This window comes from Kocuria marina, from assembly GCF_000786655.1.
GTDB lineage: Bacteria > Actinomycetota > Actinomycetes > Actinomycetales > Micrococcaceae > Kocuria > Kocuria marina_A.
The window spans coordinates 98992-117799 of sequence record NZ_JROM01000017.1 but is presented as its reverse complement, the minus strand read 5'-3'; the positions used below and the strand labels follow the sequence as shown (position 1 = coordinate 117799).

The 18808-nt window shown below is 69.9% G+C and carries 19 protein-coding genes and 1 pseudogene; 13 read left to right on the top strand and 7 right to left on the bottom strand.

The window, feature by feature from the left end; all coding sequences use genetic code 11:
* Positions 1–404, top strand: a pseudogene (locus tag AS25_RS15010) (IS3 family transposase); the annotation flags it as partial.
* 26 nt (positions 405–430) lie between these two features.
* Here AS25_RS15010 and AS25_RS05620 read toward each other — a convergent pair.
* From AS25_RS05620 to AS25_RS15005, 3 genes are all read right to left on the bottom strand, one after another.
* On the bottom strand, positions 431–1651 hold the full coding sequence (locus AS25_RS05620) for an IS30 family transposase (protein WP_408669573.1): 1221 nt from the start codon (positions 1649–1651) through the stop codon (positions 431–433).
* Positions 1652–2054: 403 nt separating this feature from the next.
* Positions 2055–2456: a hypothetical protein gene (locus tag AS25_RS05615; protein ID WP_156960904.1), complete on the bottom strand. Its 402-nt coding sequence runs from the start codon at positions 2454–2456 to the stop codon at positions 2055–2057.
* The gene (locus AS25_RS15005; RefSeq protein ID WP_035962950.1) at positions 2457–2789 is read right to left on the bottom strand and encodes a transposase; all 333 of its coding nucleotides are present in this window, start codon (positions 2787–2789) and stop codon (positions 2457–2459) included. It abuts the gene before it with no gap.
* Between the two features lie 103 nt (positions 2790–2892).
* On the opposite strand from AS25_RS15005, the gene AS25_RS05605 reads away from it, so the two are divergent.
* The 4 genes from AS25_RS05605 to AS25_RS05590 all read left to right on the top strand — a co-directional run bounded on the left by AS25_RS05605 (position 2893) and on the right by AS25_RS05590 (position 6095).
* Entirely contained in the window at positions 2893–3225 is a 333-nt protein-coding gene (locus AS25_RS05605) for a tyrosine-type recombinase/integrase (protein WP_035962948.1), read from the top strand.
* On the top strand, positions 3222–3578 hold the full coding sequence (locus AS25_RS05600; RefSeq protein WP_035962946.1) for a helix-turn-helix domain-containing protein: 357 nt from the start codon (positions 3222–3224) through the stop codon (positions 3576–3578). Before AS25_RS05605 ends, AS25_RS05600 begins: the two co-directional genes overlap by 4 nt.
* Entirely contained in the window at positions 3571–4272 is a 702-nt protein-coding gene (locus AS25_RS05595; protein ID WP_035962941.1) for a hypothetical protein, read from the top strand. The genes AS25_RS05600 and AS25_RS05595 overlap by 8 nt, the downstream gene beginning before the upstream one ends.
* Before the next feature lie 464 nt (positions 4273–4736).
* Positions 4737–6095 (top strand): site-specific integrase, encoded by a 1359-nt coding sequence (locus tag AS25_RS05590; protein ID WP_156960903.1) that lies wholly within the window; start codon positions 4737–4739, stop codon positions 6093–6095.
* Between the two features lie 147 nt (positions 6096–6242).
* Here AS25_RS05590 and AS25_RS05585 read toward each other — a convergent pair whose 3' ends face one another.
* The 3 genes from AS25_RS05585 to AS25_RS05575 form a co-directional block, all read right to left on the bottom strand.
* Positions 6243–7481 carry a heparan-alpha-glucosaminide N-acetyltransferase domain-containing protein gene (locus AS25_RS05585; protein ID WP_239321857.1) on the bottom strand — a complete coding sequence of 413 codons (1239 nt, stop codon included), beginning with the start codon at positions 7479–7481 and terminating at the stop codon, positions 6243–6245.
* An 84-nt stretch (positions 7482–7565) separates the two neighbouring features.
* On the bottom strand, positions 7566–8417 hold the full coding sequence (locus tag AS25_RS05580) for a F510_1955 family glycosylhydrolase (protein ID WP_019310368.1): 852 nt from the start codon (positions 8415–8417) through the stop codon (positions 7566–7568).
* A complete protein-coding gene (locus AS25_RS05575) occupies positions 8414–9940 on the bottom strand; it encodes a multicopper oxidase family protein (RefSeq protein WP_035962937.1) in 1527 nt (508 codons plus the stop codon). Before AS25_RS05575 ends, AS25_RS05580 begins: the two co-directional genes overlap by 4 nt.
* Positions 9941–10098: 158 nt before the next feature.
* On the opposite strand from AS25_RS05575, the gene AS25_RS05570 reads away from it, so the two are divergent.
* From AS25_RS05570 to AS25_RS05535, 8 genes are all read left to right on the top strand, one after another.
* Positions 10099–10809 carry a response regulator transcription factor gene (locus AS25_RS05570; RefSeq protein ID WP_035962935.1) on the top strand — a complete coding sequence of 237 codons (711 nt, stop codon included), beginning with the start codon at positions 10099–10101 and terminating at the stop codon, positions 10807–10809.
* Positions 10806–11945 carry a sensor histidine kinase gene (locus AS25_RS05565; RefSeq protein ID WP_035962932.1) on the top strand — a complete coding sequence of 380 codons (1140 nt, stop codon included), beginning with the start codon at positions 10806–10808 and terminating at the stop codon, positions 11943–11945. The genes AS25_RS05570 and AS25_RS05565 overlap by 4 nt, the downstream gene beginning before the upstream one ends.
* Before the next feature lie 84 nt (positions 11946–12029).
* Positions 12030–12368: a heavy-metal-associated domain-containing protein gene (locus tag AS25_RS05560; RefSeq protein WP_035962930.1), complete on the top strand. Its 339-nt coding sequence runs from the start codon at positions 12030–12032 to the stop codon at positions 12366–12368.
* 100 nt (positions 12369–12468) lie between these two features.
* A complete protein-coding gene (locus AS25_RS05555) occupies positions 12469–13134 on the top strand; it encodes a DUF305 domain-containing protein (protein ID WP_035962928.1) in 666 nt (221 codons plus the stop codon).
* Between the two features lie 79 nt (positions 13135–13213).
* Positions 13214–13489: an SHOCT domain-containing protein gene (locus tag AS25_RS05550; RefSeq protein WP_019310374.1), complete on the top strand. Its 276-nt coding sequence runs from the start codon at positions 13214–13216 to the stop codon at positions 13487–13489.
* Positions 13486–14970 (top strand): multicopper oxidase family protein, encoded by a 1485-nt coding sequence (locus AS25_RS05545; RefSeq protein WP_035962925.1) that lies wholly within the window; start codon positions 13486–13488, stop codon positions 14968–14970. Before AS25_RS05550 ends, AS25_RS05545 begins: the two co-directional genes overlap by 4 nt.
* A gap of 87 nt (positions 14971–15057) precedes the next feature.
* Entirely contained in the window at positions 15058–16389 is a 1332-nt protein-coding gene (locus AS25_RS05540; protein ID WP_035963029.1) for an APC family permease, read from the top strand.
* A 64-nt stretch (positions 16390–16453) separates the two neighbouring features.
* Positions 16454–17329 carry a potassium channel family protein gene (locus tag AS25_RS05535; RefSeq protein ID WP_035962920.1) on the top strand — a complete coding sequence of 292 codons (876 nt, stop codon included), beginning with the start codon at positions 16454–16456 and terminating at the stop codon, positions 17327–17329.
* A 55-nt stretch (positions 17330–17384) separates the two neighbouring features.
* On the opposite strand, the gene AS25_RS05530 is transcribed toward AS25_RS05535, so the two are convergent.
* Positions 17385–18806 carry an NADH-quinone oxidoreductase subunit N gene (locus AS25_RS05530; protein WP_253270487.1) on the bottom strand — a complete coding sequence of 474 codons (1422 nt, stop codon included), beginning with the start codon at positions 18804–18806 and terminating at the stop codon, positions 17385–17387.
* Positions 18807–18808: the final 2 nt, after the last annotated feature.

Sequence of the window (18808 nt, the reverse complement as noted above, 5' to 3'; positions counted from 1 at the left end):
GAGTGAGCTCGCCGCTGACGGCATCCCCGTCACGGTGTCCCTGCGGGTCCTCAAAGCTCTCCCGCCAGCCCTACTACCGATGGCGGCACCAGCAGGTCACCAAGGCCGAGGTGGTCGAGGCATACCGGTCCAACGCGTTGCTGGACGCTCACCTCGACGACCCCGAGTACGGCTACCGGTTCCTGGTCGGCGAAGCGGCAGAAGCCGGTGAGCAGATGTGTGAGCGGACGGCGTGGAGGATCTGCCGGGACAACCAGTGGTGGTCCGTCTTCGGCAAGAAGCGTGCCAAGAACGGCAAGCGTCCGGGACCACCAGTCCACGATGACCTGGTCCAGCGCGACTTCACCGCCGATGACGCCAACGAACTGTGGCTGACCGACATCACCGAGCACTGGACCGCTTGAGTTCCAGCCATCGTCGCAACACTGGTTCAACTCGCATTCAGTAAAGCATGGAGTCGTTCGGCTGGAGTGTCCCAGTCGAGCGTCTTGCGTGGACGTTCGTTGAGGTCCTCTGCGACGCGTCGCAATTCTGCGGGCGTGTGGCGGGAGAGATCGGTGCCCTTCGGGAAGTACTGGCGTAGGAGACCGTTCGTGTTCTCGTTGCTGCCGCGCTGCCAGGGGCTGCCCGGATCACAGAAGTACACCGCCATATCGGTGGCGGTCTGGAACCCCACATGCCCCGACATCTCGGTGCCCTGGTCCCAGGTCAGCGAGCGGCGTAGCGCTGCTGGCAAATCAGCGACGGTGGTGATGAGGCCATCGCGCACGGTCTCGGCCGTGTGGTCATGTTCAAGGTGCACGAGGGTAACGAAGCGGCTTGATCGCTCGACGAGTGTTCCGATTGCTGATCGTCCCATCGTGCCGACGATGAGGTCCCCTTCCCAATGCCCAGGGATTGCACGATCCTCAGCTTCCGCGGGTCGCTCAGCGATGGAGACCATAGGGTCCACGAAGCGACTGGTTCTCTTCGCTGGATCGCGCCGTGGTTTTCGTGTTGTCCGCCCGCGCCTCATCGACGCGGCGATCTCGCGTTTCAGAGCGCCGCGTCCTTGGACGTAAATCGCCTGGTAGATCGTTTCGGTGCTCACCCGCATCCCTTGATCGTCCGGGAAGTCTTTCACGAGCCGGTGACTGATCTGCTCTGGTGACCATCGTTTACGCAACTTCGCTGCCACATAGGCGCGCAAATCGCCAGCAGATTCGAGTTTGCATGCACGTCGCCTCGGCCGGCGCGCCGCCGCGATCCGGTGCGCCGCGTAAGGAAGATAGCCGACTGTCGTGGCCGTGTTGCGGGCGATCTCCCGGCTGATCGTCGACGCGCTCCGCCCCAGCGCCCGCCCGATCGACCTTATCGAGTCCCCGCGGCTGCGTAGATCGTGAATACGCTCTCGTTCGATCAAACTCAGGTAGCGAGAATCGATAACAGTCTCAAGACGCGCCAGATCAACCGGGGCGCCTCTCGTATAGGCATCACGCGGGCTCTTCACATTCGCCAGTATCGCCGCCTGACGGTAGCGAACTACACGACCGTCGGGGTGAACGCGTCCGCCCGTTATCTGCTTGATGCCCTTGTCCCAATCTTGCGCAGAGCGCTTGTCCACGCCGACCCGTCTCGCAGCATCCGCCCGACTGACACCGTCGGCACGCAACCGCTCAAACCGTGCTCGTTGAGCGCGGGTGTCCTTCCCCGTGAAGATCCCCGCCTGATGCGCCCACTTGTAGCAAGTGACCCGCACGAACCCGAGCTCTTTCGCGACCTTCGACACGTTCCCCGTCGACGCCAGCAGGCGGAAGAACTCGGCCTTGTCCTCAGCCGTATAGACCCGGCTCTTCGCACGGGAAGTCGATACGCCAGCCTCATTTCGCCACCGGTAACACGACTCAACGCTCAGCCCCAGCTCAGCCGCGACAGCACGGATCGTGCCGCCACGATCAAGCCGACGGAAGAACTCGTCCCGCTCCTTCGCCTTGTACTGCACATTCTCTCTACCCCTCGGCCGAATAACCATCGCACGCACCTCTCGATCAGAGTGTTGCGACGATGGCTGGAACTCAAGCTGTCCAGTGCTCGGTGATGTCGGTCAGCCACAGTTCGTTGGTGTCCTCAGCGGAGAAGTCACGCTTCACGAGATCATCGTGGGCCGGCGGCCCGGGGCGCTTCCCGTTCTTGCCGCGCTTCTTGCCGAACACGGACCACCACTGATTGTCCCGGCAGATCCGCCACGCGGTCCGCTCGCACATGCGCTGGCCAGCGGCCTCCGCTTCGCCGACCAGGAACCGATACCCGAACTCGGGATCATCGCGGTGGGCGTCGAACAACGCGTTCGCCCGGTAGGCCTCGACCAGCTCAGACTCCGTGACCTGTTGTTTCCGCCATCGGTAGTAGGGCTGGCGGGAGAGCTTTGAGGACCCGCAGGGACACCGTGACGGGGATGCCGTCAGCGGCGAGCTCACTCACGAGCGGTGGGGGCACCTCCCGCTTGCGGGGGAAGAACCTTTTCCCGGCAGGTTCGCCTGGGACAGGTAGGCCGCGGCACGGCGGAGGACCTCGTTCTCCTGCTGGAGCAGCCGGATCTGCTTGCGGGCCTCACGCAGCTCGGTCGACTCCTCCCGTGTCCTGCCGGGCCGGTTGCCATCGTCGATATCGGCTTGGCGGATCCACTTATGGAGCGTTATTTCGTGGACTCCGAAGTCCTTCGCGATCTGCGCGATGGTGATGCCGTCCTCACGGGACCGGGCCACTCGCACGACGTCTTCGCGGAACTCCTGGGGGTAGGGAGCGGGCATGATGCACATCCTTCCAGGCCGCCCAACGGGCAAGCCAGATCAGATGTCACCTATCCGTGCGGCAGTCCCGATTGACCAACGTGTCCGGTCAGTACACCTAGTCGTGAAGAGCGCTTCCAGTGCGGCCTCGAATGCGCTGTGGCTGACCGAGCGCGGGACCCGGCTGCAGGCCCGTGACGTCGCTGACCGGTTCGGGTTCTACCGCGATGAGCTCGGCTTGGATCCGGCGTTGAGCCCGCACTGTCTGCGCCACAGCTACGTGACCCATCTGATCGAGGACGGGGTGGACCCCCGCTTCGTCCAGGAACAGGGCGGCCACGTCTACCAGTCCACCACCGGGCTCTACACGGCCGTGAGTGGGGACTTCAAGAACAAGATGCTCCATGACGCGATCCGGGCCGTGCTGCCCACGAACTCGGGAGGGCAGAGACAGTGAAGGTCATCGGCTATGAGTGGAAGCTGCGGCAGGTAATGGCGGCCGCGGGCATGTTCAGCACCACCAAGCTCATCCCGGAACTGGAAGCGAGGGGTATCCATCTGTCGGCCAGCCAGGTCTACCGGCTGGCCGCGGAGAAACCGGAACGGCTGAGTTTGCACGTGCTAGCGGCCCTGATGGACATCTTCGGCTGCACGGCCAATGACCTCATCACCCGTGTCGATCTCGGCGCGGCCACCGCTCGCACCGGCACCGGCACCGATGCGGGGTCGCCCGAGGCTTCGGCGGATGCGCTGCGTGCCTCCGGGGCTCGGCCCAAGCGGGCCCGGATCGTGCCTCCCAGCGATGAGTGAGCACCCGGGGCGGCCCATCGCCGAGCTGATCAGCACGGTGGAGGCCGGTGTGCCCGCCGATCGCCTCCGGGAGATCGTGGCTGCCATCGTCGTGCGGCCCCACTCCGGGGCCCGGCAGCTGGGTCAGCTGCACGTGGATCCGGGGTTGTTGACCTCGGCCGACAATGCGATGCCGACCCTGCTGCAGCGCATCATCGCCGCCCTGCTCGAGGCCGGTGCCACCTCGGTGCGCCTGCCGCGCTGCACCGGCTGTGGTCTCGAGCGGATGTTGCCCGAACGCCTCGACGGGCACCGGGTCTGCTCCAAGTGCAAGAAGCGGGCCGGTACCAGGGCCATCACCTGTCATTGCTGCCGACGAGAGCGTCAGCTCGCCTCCTTCGTCGGGGACGCCGACTACTGCGGGGCCTGCTGGCGGGACATGTACGGGCAAGCATCGGCGATCTTCGTCGCGGCCGCCCACGGCCTGATCCCCTCCCTGGATCCTGCGGTCCTGGGGGGGTCTTCGCCCAGCTTCCCGCCTCGCCCGGGCGCCGGTTGCGCTTGGCCCTGGACATCGCCGACTACGGAGCGGATTGGTTCGCAGCCCCTGCCCGGGGGTCGGCCCTCTTCGGTGTCCTCTATGATCAGCTGGCCCGCCAGGCGCCCGAGTTGCCGCCGGCGTGCTGCGGGCACTGCGGGCAGCACCGGTCGCTGACCAACGTCTATGAAGGTTTACGCTGCTGCTCCCGGTGCTACACAGCACTGCGGTCCCAACCGTGCGACGGATGTGGGCGTACGGGCCCGATCGCACGGCGGATGCCCGACGAGGACCGGCTGTGCCAGGGGTGCGCGAAGGCCCTCCCCGACGGCTGGGGCATCTGCAGCCAGTGCGGCACCCACCAGCACATCGTCTACCGCGGCCCCGCCGGACCCGTCTGCGCCCCGTGCCGGTTCGCAGCCCAGGTGGACACGTGCACCCGGTGTGGGCGCACTACACCGTGCCGGTTCCCCGGCACCCCGGGCGCGGTGTGCGAGAGGTGCCGCAAACCCAGGCAACCCTGCTCCCGGTGCGCCCAGGAGCGGATTGTCGCCACCCGGGACGAGTCCGGCGCCCCGATCTGCCACAGCTGTCACCACATTCTCGAGGACTGCAGCGTCTGCCACCGGCACCGGCGCGTCGTGGGACGAACCGAGGGGGCGCCCCTGTGCGAATACTGCTACCCGCGCCACCCGGTCAGCTTCCGCGACTGCACCCGCTGCGGCCGCCATGCCAAGCTGCGACAGACCGGGCTGTGCGACCGGTGCACCGCCGATGACCAGCTCGCCACCTTGTTCCCGCCCGAGTTGCTCGAGCGCCACGAGACCGCCCGCACGATGCTCACCGCCCTCCAGGCCGGGGACCCGGCCACGGTCCGCGCGGCCTTCCATCGCCACCGCGCCGTGGAACTGCTGCGCACGGTGTTGGCCACCCCCGATCTGCTCGACCACGAGGCCCTCGACGATCTCGGGCCCGAGTACACGACCCGGGCGGTGCGGGCGCTGCTGGTCGAGCACGGCCTGCTGCCCGCCCGCAACCTGCCGCTGGCCCGCTTCCAGGCGTGGATCATCACCACCGCCCAGCTGATCGAGGATCCGGGTGAGCGGCAGGCCTTTGTCCAGTTCGCCACCTGGAAGCACCTGCGCGATCTCAGAAGCCGCGCCGAGCCCCTGTCCGGTCCGCTGGTCACCAGCCGCCGGCACGAGCTGCGGGTCGTGCTTGACCTGCTCGCCTGGGCCCGAGACCGGGGCAAGACCCTGGCGAGCCTGGACCAGGCCGACCTGGACCACTGGGCCACCACCGGGGCCGAGAAATACCTCGTGGCCGGCTTCCTCACCTGGGCCCACACCAACGGCCGCAGCCAGCCTCTGGAGATCACCCGACCGCCCAGGACGTACCTGTTGGTGGGAGGTCTCAGCGATGACCAGCGCCGCCGAGTCCTCGACGGCGTCCTGAACCACGACACGATCACGGCGGGGACGAAGCTGGCCGCCGCCCTGGTGCTGGTCTTCGGCTTCCGCCCTGCCCAGATCACCCGGATCCGTCTGGACGACATCCGCTCCACCGGGGAGGCGCTGCAAGTCACGGTCGGGAAGGAACCGCTGCTCCTGCCCGAGCCGCTGGCCGATCTCGCTACCCAGACCGCAGCAGATCGCAGCGCGCGTCGGATGTTCACCCCTGCCCAAGACCACCACTGGCTGTATCCCGGCGCTCAGCCGGGGACACCCTTGTCAGCGGCCGCTCTGGTGCGCCGGCTGGCCGCAGTCGGTGTCCTGGTGAGCCCGGCGCGAACCGGGGCACTCACCTCACTGTCCCAACAGCTGCCACCACCCGTGCTCGCCGACCTCACCGGCATGCACCTGGCCACCGCCGTCCGCTGGCGCAGCACCGTCGCCGCCAGCAACGCTCACTACGCCGGCCTGCTGCTCGCCTCCGAAGAGAGCCCAACCGCAGTGCTGCGAACTGTGCTTTCCTCGGCATCCAGCACAGAGCCGCCCTGAGCGTCGCAAGACGGAGTAGTCCGCGGCCTGAGAAGCGCCTGCCCAACGAGGTCGGTCGGCCGCCCAGGTTTTGCCGCGCACCGCTGTTCACGGGTGAGCAGGCCAGGGTCGACGAGCTTCTTCATGTGGTGGCTGACCACCGTGTCCTCATTCTCGATCGGCGCCGGAGGAGGAAGGCAGGACGGTGGTGCTGGCTTTCTTGGCGGCCGTGCTGACGAGCCGTTCCAGAGGGCCTTGCCCGAAGGCGCGTTTCCAGGCGAGGGCGAAGATCGCCGCCAGAACGAGGTAGAGCAGGAACCACAGCTGGGGCTGGTCGTAGTGCAGCTCGAAGGAGAGCAGCACCAGCTGGGTGGAGTAGAGGGTCAGGGTCATCGCCCCCATCGCCGACAGGGGCAGCAGCCACGGACCGACCTTGCGGGCTAGTAGCAGGAACGCCCCGAGCGCGGCCAGGCTCACCCCCAGGCTCCAGGCGATGGCCAGGGGCATGTTGGTGTGCGGGGTGGTGATGGCCAGCCACCACCAGGAGCCCGCGGGCAGCGCGTCGTCGGGGCCCCAGATCAGGATCCCGGCCAGAGTCTCCTCGTCCAAGGACGCGGCGTGGGTGAGCTGGTGATAGCCGCCGAAGATGTAGAGCACCAGCCAGGAGGCCAGCCGGGCCGTGACCGCCAGACCCACCCCGATCACCAACAGACGGGTTTGGATCTCGACGTGGTGCAGGTGCAGGCGTCCGATGCCCAGGCCCACCAGCAAGTAGGTCAGATAGGGCAGGGCCGGGTAGGTGCCGGTGAGCAGCAATTGGGCGAGGGTGGCGCCGGGGTCGGTGAGCACGTCGATGACGGTGGGATTGCCGGAGGAGAATTCCGGGACCTGGTCGCCCAGCTCCAGCATCAGGACCGGTGCCGCCACCGCGAACCCAGCTGCGCTGAGGAACAGCGTCCGGGCGGGCAGGTGCAGGAAGGGGATGGTCAGCACGAAGAAGATGCCGTAGTAGGTGAGGATGTTGAACGCCGGTGGGTCCTCGGGCATCAGGGAGTTGATTGCCACCCCGAGGGCGAAGATCAGCAGGGCCCGCACCGCCACGCCCACCCGCGCTCCCGTCATCCGTCGGCCTGTTCGGGGGTGTCGGCCACCGGTGGCGAAGGCCAGGCCCACCCCTGCCAGCAGGGCGAACAGGGCGGCGGAGTCTCCGGAGAACAGGGTCCAGCTCAGCGTCGCCTCGTGGGTCTGTTCGTTCTCGGCGGGCAGGAAATGGATGGCGGTCAGCCCGATCAGCGCCAGCCCGCGCGCCGCGTCGATGCCGGTCAGCCGTTTCCGCGGGACACGTCCGGCCTCCGCCGGCATCGCGGCATGGGTGGCGTCCTGGTGCGTAGAGTCGTCCTTACTCATGATGGCCCCCTACTCCCTTGTTGCCTGGCGCGCTGTCAGGCGTGAATGGTCGCCGACTGTGCCTGGGGGCACGAGCGGTGGTGTTCACAGCAGCTGCTCCGTCGTGGCTCCACCGTCCAGGCTCCGCAGCACCCGGGGGCCCTCCACCAGCAGCGCCTCGACCTCCCCGCCGTCGGTCAGACCTGCTCCCAGGGCTACGACCTCGCCGACCGGGTCCCGACTGGCTGTCCAGGTGTCCCCGGCGTCACGGCTGGTCAGCAGGCGCCCGTCGATGCCGGCGCCCACCATCGTTTCGTCGTCGGCCCAGGCCACCCGGGACATCAACTGCGGGGTGTCCACCGTCGTCCACGTCGTGCCGTTGTCGGAGGAGCGCAGCAGGCCGTCCTCGGTGGTGGCCAGCACCGTGCCCGTACCCGGGGCGACCGCCAGAGAAGCGGGGGCGGAGGGGATGGCGGCGGTGTCCCAGTTGCGGCCGTCGGCGCTGATGCGCAGCTGCCCGTCGAAGCCGATGACCCCGTTCGGGCCGGCGGCCAGGGCATGGAAGTCCGATTCCCCGGCCCGCGAGAGCACTCTCCAGCTCTCACCGGCGTCGGTGGACTCGATCAGCCCGACCGGTTCAGGCAGGTCCACGCCCAGACCCGGGTGGCCGGAGGCGAGGTAGCGCCCCTCGCCGGTGGTGGTGAAGCCCATCAGGTCCACTACCGGGCCGACCTGGGTCAGGTCCTGGTCGTCCAGGCGGAACAGGCCTTCGTGGGTGGCCAGCAGGATCGTCCCGGCCGCATCGCGGGTGATGGCGTGGACGTGGGTGATGGCGGTGCCCGTGCTGGAGGCCGGGGCGGTGGAGTTCCCGGACTGTGGTGAGCAGGCGGTGACGGCCAGTCCGGTGCCGGCGACCAGGCCGAAGGTGAGCAGGGAACGGCGGGAGAGGGTGGTCATGGGCGGTATCTCAGTTCGGTCGTCATGCCGGCTTCGGCGTGGTAGATGTTGTGGCAGTGGATCAGCCAGTTCCCGGGGTTGTCCGCCTGCAGGTCGATGGCCATCGATCGCATCGGGGCGATCAGGACGGTGTCCTTGCGCAGGCCGTTGGGCAGCGCGAAGGTGTGCCCGTGCAGGTGCAGGGGGTGGGCCATCATCGTGTGGTTGGCCACGGTCAGCCGCACCCGCTGTCCCTCCTGGATCTGCACAGGATCGTGCTGCCCGTAGGGGGCCCCCTTGAATCCCCACTCGTAAGGGTTCATCTGCCCGGTCATGGCCAGGTCCAGGGACACGTCGGGGTCCCGGGCCTCCAGCCGGGCGCTGTCCGCCGGTGTCAGGTCGGCGCCGATGAGCACGGATCTGTCCAGTTCCGCCGGTCGTACTGACGACGGCGGTGGATTGCCGGCCCCGGTGCGCACCAGGGCCATGGCCTGCCCGTCCTTGCCCAGCGGCACGGCCACGAAGGGGAAGACCCCTTCGGCCAGGGTGACGGTCGCGTCGTAGCGTTCTCCCATGCCCAGGTAGAGGGCATCGGTGTCCTGCGGCTGCACCGGGAACCCATCGGTGTGTGTGACGGTCATGCGATGCCCGCCCAGGGCGACCGTGAAGATGGTGTCCGCGGCGGCGTTGATGATCCGCAACCGCACTTTCTGGCCCGGCTTCGCCGTGAGCACCTCCGGGTCCGCGGGAACCCGCCCGTTGACCAGGTAGTGCGGGTAGGACACGTCCCCGGCGTCATCGCCGTACGGGGAGTCCCCGGCGCTTATCGCCCCGTGGTCCATCCCAGCCATGCCCTCCGAGGAGCCGGAGGACATGTCCATGCCCTCCATCCCGCCCATGTTGCCGTGGTCCATCCCGGGCATCCCGCCGTTGTCCCGGGAGGAGGTCAGGGCGGCCAGGACCTCATCGGGGGTACGGCCGGTGCCGTCGACCCAGTCGTCGAGGACGAGGATCCACTCGTGGTCGTAGGCGCCGGGTTCTTGCGGGTCGTCGATGATCAGCGGGGCGTACAGACCGCGGTCCAGCTGCACCCCGACGTGCGGGTGGTAGAAGTAGGTCCCCGGGTCCGGGGCGGTGAAGTCGTAGGTGTAGGTCGCCTCGGCGGCGATCGGATCCTGGGTCACCCCGGGCACCCCATCGGCGCCATTGGCCAGGGCGATGCCGTGCCAGTGCACGGTGGTGTCCGCCGGCAGGCGATTCTCGACCCGGATGCGCAGCCGGTCCCCGGCCGTGGCGCGGATGAGCGGACCGGGGAGACTGTCGCCGTAGGCCCACGTCGCCACCGTCGATCCGCCCAGATCGAGCGTGACCGGCCGGGCGGTGAGCGCCGTGTCCACGAGGCGCTGACCGGCTCCGGCGGAGGCCGTCCCGGCCCCCACCCCTGCTGGGAGGGACGGGGCAGGTGAGGAACAGGCCGCCAGGGCGCCGGAGCCGAGCAGGCCGAATCCGGCGACGAGCAGACTTCTACGGGAAAGGGTGTCCATGATTCCTTGTCGGGTCACCAGAAAATGCGGGGGTTGAGAACCATTCTGGCAGGCCACCGGCAGGCGGGAGCCCAGATTCCATGAAGGTTTGGCGAAGATTGCGGACCATCCGGCCCCCAAGTGGCTTCTACGTCGGGACGGCGGGACACACTGGGATCATGGTGATCTCCGCAGACAGGGATGCGTCCTCAGCCGGGCGGGTGCTGGTGGTCGACGACGAAAAGCCTCTGGCGCAGATGGTCGCCACCTACCTGGCCCGCGCCGGCTACGCCGTCGCCCAGGCGCACACCGGCCCCGACGCCCTCGAGACCGCCCGCACGGAGCACCCGGACGTCGTGGTCCTGGATCTGGGGCTGCCGGGGCTGGACGGGGTCGAGGTGTGCCGGCGGCTGCGGGCCTTCTCGGAGTGCTACGTGCTGATGCTCACCGCCCGCGGGGACGAGGAGGACAAGCTGGCCGGGCTGGCCGCCGGAGCCGATGACTACATCACCAAGCCCTTCAGCGTGCGCGAGCTCGTCGCCCGGGTGGCCGCGGTGCGGCGCCGGCCCCGCCCCACCGTGGCCCCGGCCGAACCGGCGCGGGTGTTCGGGGACCTCGTCATCGACCTGACCGCCCACGAGGTGCGGGTGGGCGGCGATCCGGTGGCGCTCACCCGCACCGAGTTCGACCTGCTGGCGGCCCTGTCGGCCCGCCCACACCAGGCGTTCTCCCGTCGTCAGCTCATCGACATCGTGTGGGACCCGGCTTGGGTGGGCGACGAGCGGATCGTGGACGTGCACATCGGCCACCTGCGCCGCAAGCTGGGCGAGGAACCGACCGCCCATATCGACACGGTGCGCGGGGTCGGCTACCGGATGGGGGCCCGATGACCCGACGCCCCCGGGGGCTGGTCTCCCGGTTCCTGCTCGCCCAGCTGCTGGTGGTGGCCGCCAGCCTGCTCGCCGCGGTCGTGGTGGCCTCCCTGGCCGGCCCGGCGATCTTCCACGAGCACCTGATCATGGCCGGGCACCCGGAGAACTCCCCGGAATTGCTGCACGTGGAGCAGGCCTACCGCGACACCAACCTCATCACCCTGGGCGTGGCCCTGGGCACCGCCCTGGTCTGCGCCCTGGTGGTCAGCGCCTGGTGCTCCCGTCGTATCCGGGGGCCGTTGGAACGATTGACCGAGGCGGCCCAGGGCATGGCCCACGGCCGCTACGACACCCGGGTCCCGGCGATGGGCGCCGGGGCGGAGGTCGAGGCCCTTGCCTCCTCGTTCAACACCATGGCCGCCCGTCTGCGGAGCACCGAGGACACCCGCCGGCGAATGCTCTCAGACCTGGCCCATGAGATGCGCACCCCCATCGCGGTGCTCACCGTCTACTGCGAGGCCCTCCAGGACGGGGTCACCCACTGGGATGAGACCACCAGTGAGCTCATGAGCGAGCAACTGGCCCGACTGACCCGGCTGGTGGACGACATCAACGACGTCTCCCGCGCCGAGGAAGGCCGGATCGACCTGGACCGCACCGAGCAGCCCGTCGGTGAGCTCCTCCGGAGTGCCGTGGAGGCCCACCGGGAGGGCTACGCCGCCAAGGGCGTAGCCCTGGAGCTCGACGTCGACGAGTCGGCCGGGACCGTGGACGTGGACCGGCAACGGATGGGCCAGGTACTGGGCAACCTGCTCACCAACGCCCTGCGCCACACCCCGCTGGGCGGAAAGGTGATCCTGAGGGCGGCCCGGCAGGGTCCCGGGCAGATCGCCATCCACGTGGCCGACACCGGTGATGGCATCAGCGCCGAACACCTGTCCCACGTCTTCGAACGCTTCTACCGCGGGGACACCGCCCGCGACCGCGACCACGGCGGCTCCGGGATCGGCCTGACCATCTCCAAAGCACTGGTCGAAGCCCACGGCGGCACCCTGACCGCCGCCTCCCCCGGCCCCGGACACGGCGCGGTGTTCACCATCCAGTTGCCGCCCCCCCAACTGGCCGATCTGCCTCCCGCTCGGGAGGCTCACTGACATCCTTGCACTATACCCCCCCAGGGTATATACCTGAGAGGCGAGGGGCGTTCCCCGTTCCCTCACGATCCGAAGGAGCCCACCATGACCAGCTCGCCCCGCCGCCCCCTGCCGATGGCCGCCACCGGTTGCGCCTGCTGCGCTCCCTCCTCTGTCCCTGAGGAAGCGGGGACTGCCGTCGAGGCGCAGTCGCCGTCCTCGGACGGCACCGCCACGACCTACCAGGTGGAGGGCATGACCTGCGGCCACTGCGCCGGCCGGGTCACCGAGGCCCTCACGGCGTTGGAGGGGGTCCTTGACGTGCAGATCGACCTCGTAGCCGGCGAGGCTTCGGCCGTTACCGTGACCAGCACCACCCCTGTCGCAGAGGAATCCGTGCGCGCCGCAGTGGCGCGTGCCGGATATGCGGTCACCTCTTCCTGAGCGTGCCGGGACCGGATCCCCCACGGCCCGACCCGGCTCCCGGTCTCCAGGCCCTGCCTGGGGCCACCACCACCCAACCACCCCACGTAAGGACATCCCCATGAACCGAGCCTCTTCCCTCACCGCCGTGGCCCTCGCCTCTGCCCTGGCCCTGGCCGGCTGCGGCACCGGAGGCGAACAGAACACTGACGCGGCCTCCGAGACCACCAGCTCCACAGCTGCCGCCACCGGGGCCGGTAGCCCCTCGAGCACCCCGTCGGGCGCTACCTCAGGGGAGCCGATCGCTGAAGAGCACAACGACGACGACGTGATGTTCGCCCAGATGATGATCCCCCACCACCAGCAGGCCGTAGACATGAGCGAGACACTGCTGGCCAAGGACGACATCCCCGCCGATGTCCAGGACTTCGCCCAGAAGGTCATCGATGCCCAGGGCCCGGAGATCGAGCGCATGAACCAGATGCTGCAGACCTGGGAAGCGCCGATGCCCGCCGAGGACTCCACGTCCATGGACCACGGGACCGGCGGGATGATGAGCGAGGAGGACATGGGCATGCTCAACGACGCGCAGGGGACGGACGCGGCCCGGCTGTACCTGGAGCAGATGACCGTCCACCACCAAGGCGCGGTCGAGATGGCCCAGGAGCAGATCGAGCAGGGACAGAACCCCCAGGCCGTCGAGCTCGCCCGCCAGGTGGTCGAGGACCAGGAGGCGGAGATCACCGAGATGGAGCAGATGCTCCAGGAGCTGCCGGACGGTTCCTGACTGCCCCGGTGACCGGCGTCGCCGCCCACGGGCGGCGCTCTGCAGGAAGCAGCGAACCGATCGATGAAGGAGGACCGTGATGATGTGGGGCGACGGCATGGGAGGGGGCATGGGATGGGCCTGGCTCTTCTGGATCCTGCTGATCGTGGGGGTGGTCGTGCTGGTGGTCGTGCTCGTGAAGGCGTTCACCGGCGGCACGGGCGGCGGGACCAGGCAGGGCGGATACGCCGCGCCCCCGACGGGGGCGGGCCCGCGCCGGTCCCGCGAGATCCTCGAGGAGCGCTACGCGCGCGGGGAGATCAGCACCGAGGAATACCGGGAGCGGCTGCGGACCCTGGACGAGGGCGGCAGGTGAGCCCGCTGACCCGCCGACAGATGCTGGCCCTGGGCGCGGCCGGGGCCGGTGCCGCGGCCGTGGGCGGGGCCGGGCTGTGGTGGACCAGCGGCGGCGGCGAGGCCCTCGGCGGCGGCCGGGAGCTGGTGCAGCCTGAGGTGCTGTCCAGCCGGGACGGGGCCCTGGACCTGGCCCTGGAGGCCGCCCCCGCCCGGGTGCGGATCGGGGCGCGCACCGCGCACGTGCAGGCGTTCAACGGCTCCCTGCCGGGGCCCACCCTGCGGGTCCGCCCCGGCGACACGCTCCGGGTGGCGATGACCAACGGCCTGGAGGCCCCCACGAACCTGCACGTGCACGGGCTGCACGTCTCCCCGGAGGACAACGGGGACAACCCCTTCGTCAGCATCGCCCCCGGGGACTCCTTCGACTACGACTTCTCCCTTCCGGACGACCACCCGCCCGGCACCTACTGGTACCACCCGCACCGGCACGGGCACGTGGCCGACCAGCTCGCGGCGGGTCTCTACGGGGCCATCGTCGTCGAGGACCCCGACCCCGTGCCCGTGGCCCGGGAACGGGTGCTGGTGGTCTCGGACCTCACCCTCGACGACTCCGGGAACCTGGCCGAGGTCTCCCCGCCGCAGCGGATGATGGGCCGGGAGGGCGAGACCGTGCTGGTCAACGGCCAGGTCCGGCCCCGGGCCGGCGCCGCACCCGGGGAGCGGGAGCTGTGGCGGGTCGTCAACGCCTGCCCGGCCCGGTACCTGCGCCTGACCCTCGACGGCCAGACGCTGCGGCTGCTCGGCCGCGACGTCGGCCGCCTCCCCGAGCCGGTCGAGCTCACCGAGGTGACCCTGGCCCCGGGCAACCGGGTGGAGCTGCTCGTGGACACCCGCGAGGGCGCCTCCACCCTGACCGCCGCCCCCGTGGACCGCGGCAGCATGGACGGCATGATGGGCGGGGCGATGCCGGGGGACGGCCCCGGCACCGACGAGCCGATCGAGCTGCTCACCCTCGAGGTCACCGGGGACCGGGCCGCGGACGCCGGCCCCGTCCCCCCGGGTCCGGTGCTGCGGGACCTGCGCGAGGAGCCGGTCGCGGCCCGGCGCACCCTGGACTTCGCCATGGGCATGGGCATGGGCGGGATGATGGGCGGCATGCGCGGCCCCGGGCAGATGATGTCCTTCACGATCGACGGGCGGCCGTTCGACGCCGAGCGCACCGACCAGCGGGTCCGGGTGGGCACCGTGGAGGAGTGGACCCTCACCAACTCCAGCCCCATGGACCACCCGATGCACCTGCACGTGTGGCCCATGCAGGTCGTGACCGAGGCGGGCCGCGAGGTCGCCGCACCGCGGTGGCTGGACGTGGTCAACGTCCCGGCCTTCGGAGAGGTGACGGTCCGGGTGGCCTTCGACGACTTCGCCGGCCGCACCGTCTACCACTGCCACATCCTCGACCACGAGGACCTCGGCATGATGGGCACCCTCGAGGCCCGCTGAGCACCGTGGGCCGGCCCACCGACCCTGTCCGAACCACCCCACCGCCGGGGGCACTCACCGCCCGGCAGGAAGGACGTGCACCTCCTCATGGACCACGACACGCAGACGCAGCAGAAGCTCTCCCTGACCGGTTCCGTCGCCCTGGGGACGGGGGTGATGATCGGCGCAGGCATCTTCGCCCTCGTGGGGCAGGTCGCCGAACTGGCCGGCGGCTGGGTGCCCTGGGCGTTCCTCGCCGGAGCCGTGGTCGTGGCGTTCAGCTCCTACTCCTACATCCGCTACTCGGCCACCAACCCGTCCTCCGGCGGGATCGCGATGCTGCTCAAGGCCGCCTACGGCCCCGGGGTTCTCGCCGGGTCCTTCTCCCTGTTCATGTACGTGTCGATGATCCTGGCCGAGTCCCTGCTGGGCCGTACCTTCGCCTCCTACCTGCTGCGCCCCTTCGGCCTGCAGGGCTCCGAGGTGTGGGTGGCGGTGCTGGCGGTGGTGGCGATCGTGGCCGCCGCCCTGGTCAACCTGGTGGGCAACCGGTGGGTGGAGCGCTCGGCCACGGTGACCGCGGCGCTCAAGATCGTCGGGATCGCCGTGCTGGCGATCGCCGGCATCCTCGCCGCCGGGGTGTCCTCCCTGGGCCGGCTGTTCAGCGCCGCCGACCGCACCCCGCCGGAGGCGGGATGGGCCGGCTTCCTGGCCGGAACCACCCTGTGCATCCTGGCGTACAAGGGCTTCACCACGATCACCAACCAGGGCGCCGACCTGCAGCAGCCGGAGCGCAACATCGGCCGCTCCATCATGATCTCCCTCGCCCTGTGCACCGTGCTCTACCTGCTGATCACCGTCGCGGTGACCGGCAGCCTGACCGTGCCGCAGATCGTCGAGGCCCGGGACTACGCCCTGGCCGAGGCGGCCGAGCCGATGTTCGGCGCCTGGGGCGTGACGCTGACCGTGGCGATCGCCGTCGTCGCGACCCTGTCGGGGCTGATCGCGAGCCTGTTCTCGGTCTCGAAGCTCTACGACATGCTCCGCGACATGGGCCAGGCCCCCGGGCTGCCGGGTCAGGAGGGCCACCAGTCCCTCTACATCACGGCGGGACTGGCCATCGTCATGGCGGCCTTCTTCGACCTGGGCCAGATCGCCTCCCTCGGCGCCATCCTCTACCTGGCGATGGACATCGCCATCCACCTCGGCATCCTCCGCCACCTCAAGGACGACGTCGGGGCCAAACCGTGGATCCCCTGGGTCGCGATCGCCCTCGACGTCACGGTGCTCGTGCCGTTCGTGCTGCTGAAATCCCAGTCGGACCCGTTCACCCTGGTAATCACCGCCGTGGTGGCCCTGGTCATCGTCGTGGCGCAGTGGTTCACCGTGCGACACCGCTCCGACGAGGACGCGCGGCAGGGCGAGCACGAACAGCACTGAGGACCGGTGAGCCGCCCCGTAACCCGGGGACCGGAAGAACAAGAACCAACGACGGAGGTCGATCATGGACGTACTGCTGACAGCTCTGGGGATCGTGGTCATCGTAGCCGGGCTGATGGACATGTTCCACACCCTGTTGCACCCCAGCGGCCAGGGACGTCTGAGCCGACTGGTGCTCTCCACGGTGTGGAAGGTCTCGAAGGCCACCGGTCACCGGGCCGGCTCCGCCGTGGGGCCGGCGGCGATGGTGGCCGTGGTGCTCCTCTGGGTGGTGCTGCAAGCAGCGGGGTGGGCGCTGATCTACTACCCGCACGTCCCGGGCGGGTTCATGTACTCCTCCGGCATCGACGCGGCCGCCTACCCGGACGCGGTCGAGGCCGTCTACGTCTCCGTGGTGACGCTGTCGACGCTGGGCTACGGGGACGTGGTGGCCACCGACTCGTGGATCCGGGTCGCTGCCCCGTTCGAGGCCTTGACCGGGTTCGCGCTGTTGACCGCGGCGCTGACGTGGTTCACGCAGATCTATCCTCCCCTGATGCGGCGCCGGGCGCTGGCCCTGGAACTCAAGGGGCTGGCCGACGCCGACTATGCCGAGACGATCGAGGAGGTCGAGCCGGTCATCGCCTCCCGGGTCCTGGATTCCCTGCAGGCGGATCTCACGAAGATCTCCGTGGACTTCACCCAGCACACCGAGGGTTTCTATTTTCAGGAGAGCGACCCCGATCTGTCCTTGGCACGGCAGTTGCCGTATGCGCTGCGGCTCCGTGATGCGGCCATGGCCCGGTCCGAGCCGGCGGTGCGGTCCAGCGCCCAGCGGCTGTCCTCGGCCCTGGACCAGCTCGGGTCCGAGATCAAGGACGACTTCGTGGGCACCGGGGAGCACCCCGGTGAGGTCTTCGCCGCCTATGCGGCCGAGCACGGCCAGAGCACCCGGGCCTGAGTTCGCCCCTCTCGGCGTTGCGCACGGGCGGTCCGGGGCGCGAAGGTCGCCGCACCTACATTCCCAGGGGGCCCTCGAGGGCCGCCCACAGGGCGCCGGCCAGGACACCCAGCACCAGGCTCGCGACCGCGGCGACCCCGGCGGTGACGGCCGGCCAGGCGGCCGCCCCGCCGCGGCCGGGGAACCCCGCGGCGTGCTGCTCCGGGCGGGCGAAGACGGGGGCGAACCAGCGCAGGTAGTAGAAGAGGCTGAGCACGCTGCTGAGCATCACCACCAGGGCCAGCCAGCCGTGCCCGCCGTCCCAGGCGGCGGTGGCGGTGGTGAGCTTGCCGACGAACACGGCCAGCGGCGGGGTCCCCACCAGCCCCAGCAGCGCCACGAGCAGCGCCAGCCCCAGGCCGGGGCGGGAGCGCGCCAGGCCCCGGTAGTCGGCCAGCTCCCGGTGCTCGGGCAGCGCGGCGGTGACGGCGAAGGCGGCGACGTTGGTGACGGCGTAGGCGGCGAGGTAGAACAGCAGCGAGGGCAGGGCCAGGTCGCTGCGCCCGGCCGCGGCCACGGGCACGAGCAGGAACCCGACCTGGGCCACCGTGGACCAGCCCAGCAGCCGGCGGGGGTCGGTCTGCCAGTACGCCGCGAGGTTGCCCAGGACCATCGAGGCGGTGGCCAGCAGTGCGGCGACGAGCAACCAGGAGCCGTCCCCGGCGGAGACCGTGGCCACGAGCCGGTACACGGCCACCAGCGCCCCCACCTTCGGGACGGTGGTGAGGAACGTGGCGGCGGTGGCCCCGGTGCCCTGGGCGGCGTCGGGCACCCAGAAGTGGAAGGGCACCCCACCGGCCTTGAAGAGCAGCCCGGCGAGCACGCCCAGCACGCCCGCGCCCACGGCCGCGGCCGGGGCCGCGGGCAGCGTCTCCTGGAGCAGGGCGTAGTCGGTGCCCCCGGCCAGGGCGTAGAGCACGGTGACCCCGAGCATGAGCAGGATCCCGGACAGCGCCCCCATGAGGTAGGTCTTCATGGCGGCCTCGGCCCCGGCGCGGCCGCCGGTGAGGCCGACGATCCCGTACAGGGGGATGCTGGCCAGCAGGAACCCCACGATCAGCACGAGCAGGTCGGTGGACCCGGCCAGGACCATCACCCCGGTGGTGGCCAGCAGCAGCAGCGCGTACGTGTCCGACTCCCGCGGGGACCCGGCGATCTCCCCGGAGGCCACCCCCAGGACCAGCAGGGTGGTCAGGGCGGTGATCACCCGGGCGGTACCGGTGGCGGTGTCCACGGTGAAAGTGCCGCTGAAGGCGCTCTGCGCGGGCCCGGCCATGGCGAGGGCCGCGGCGGCCGCGGCACCCAGCAGGGCCAGGGCTGCGGCGGCGCGGGCGATCCACTGCCGGTCGCGGGGCAGGAAGGATCCGCCCAGCAGCACCACCAGCCCGCCGAGGAAGACGAGAATCTCGGGCAGCAGCAGCTCGGGGCGCATCTGCATCG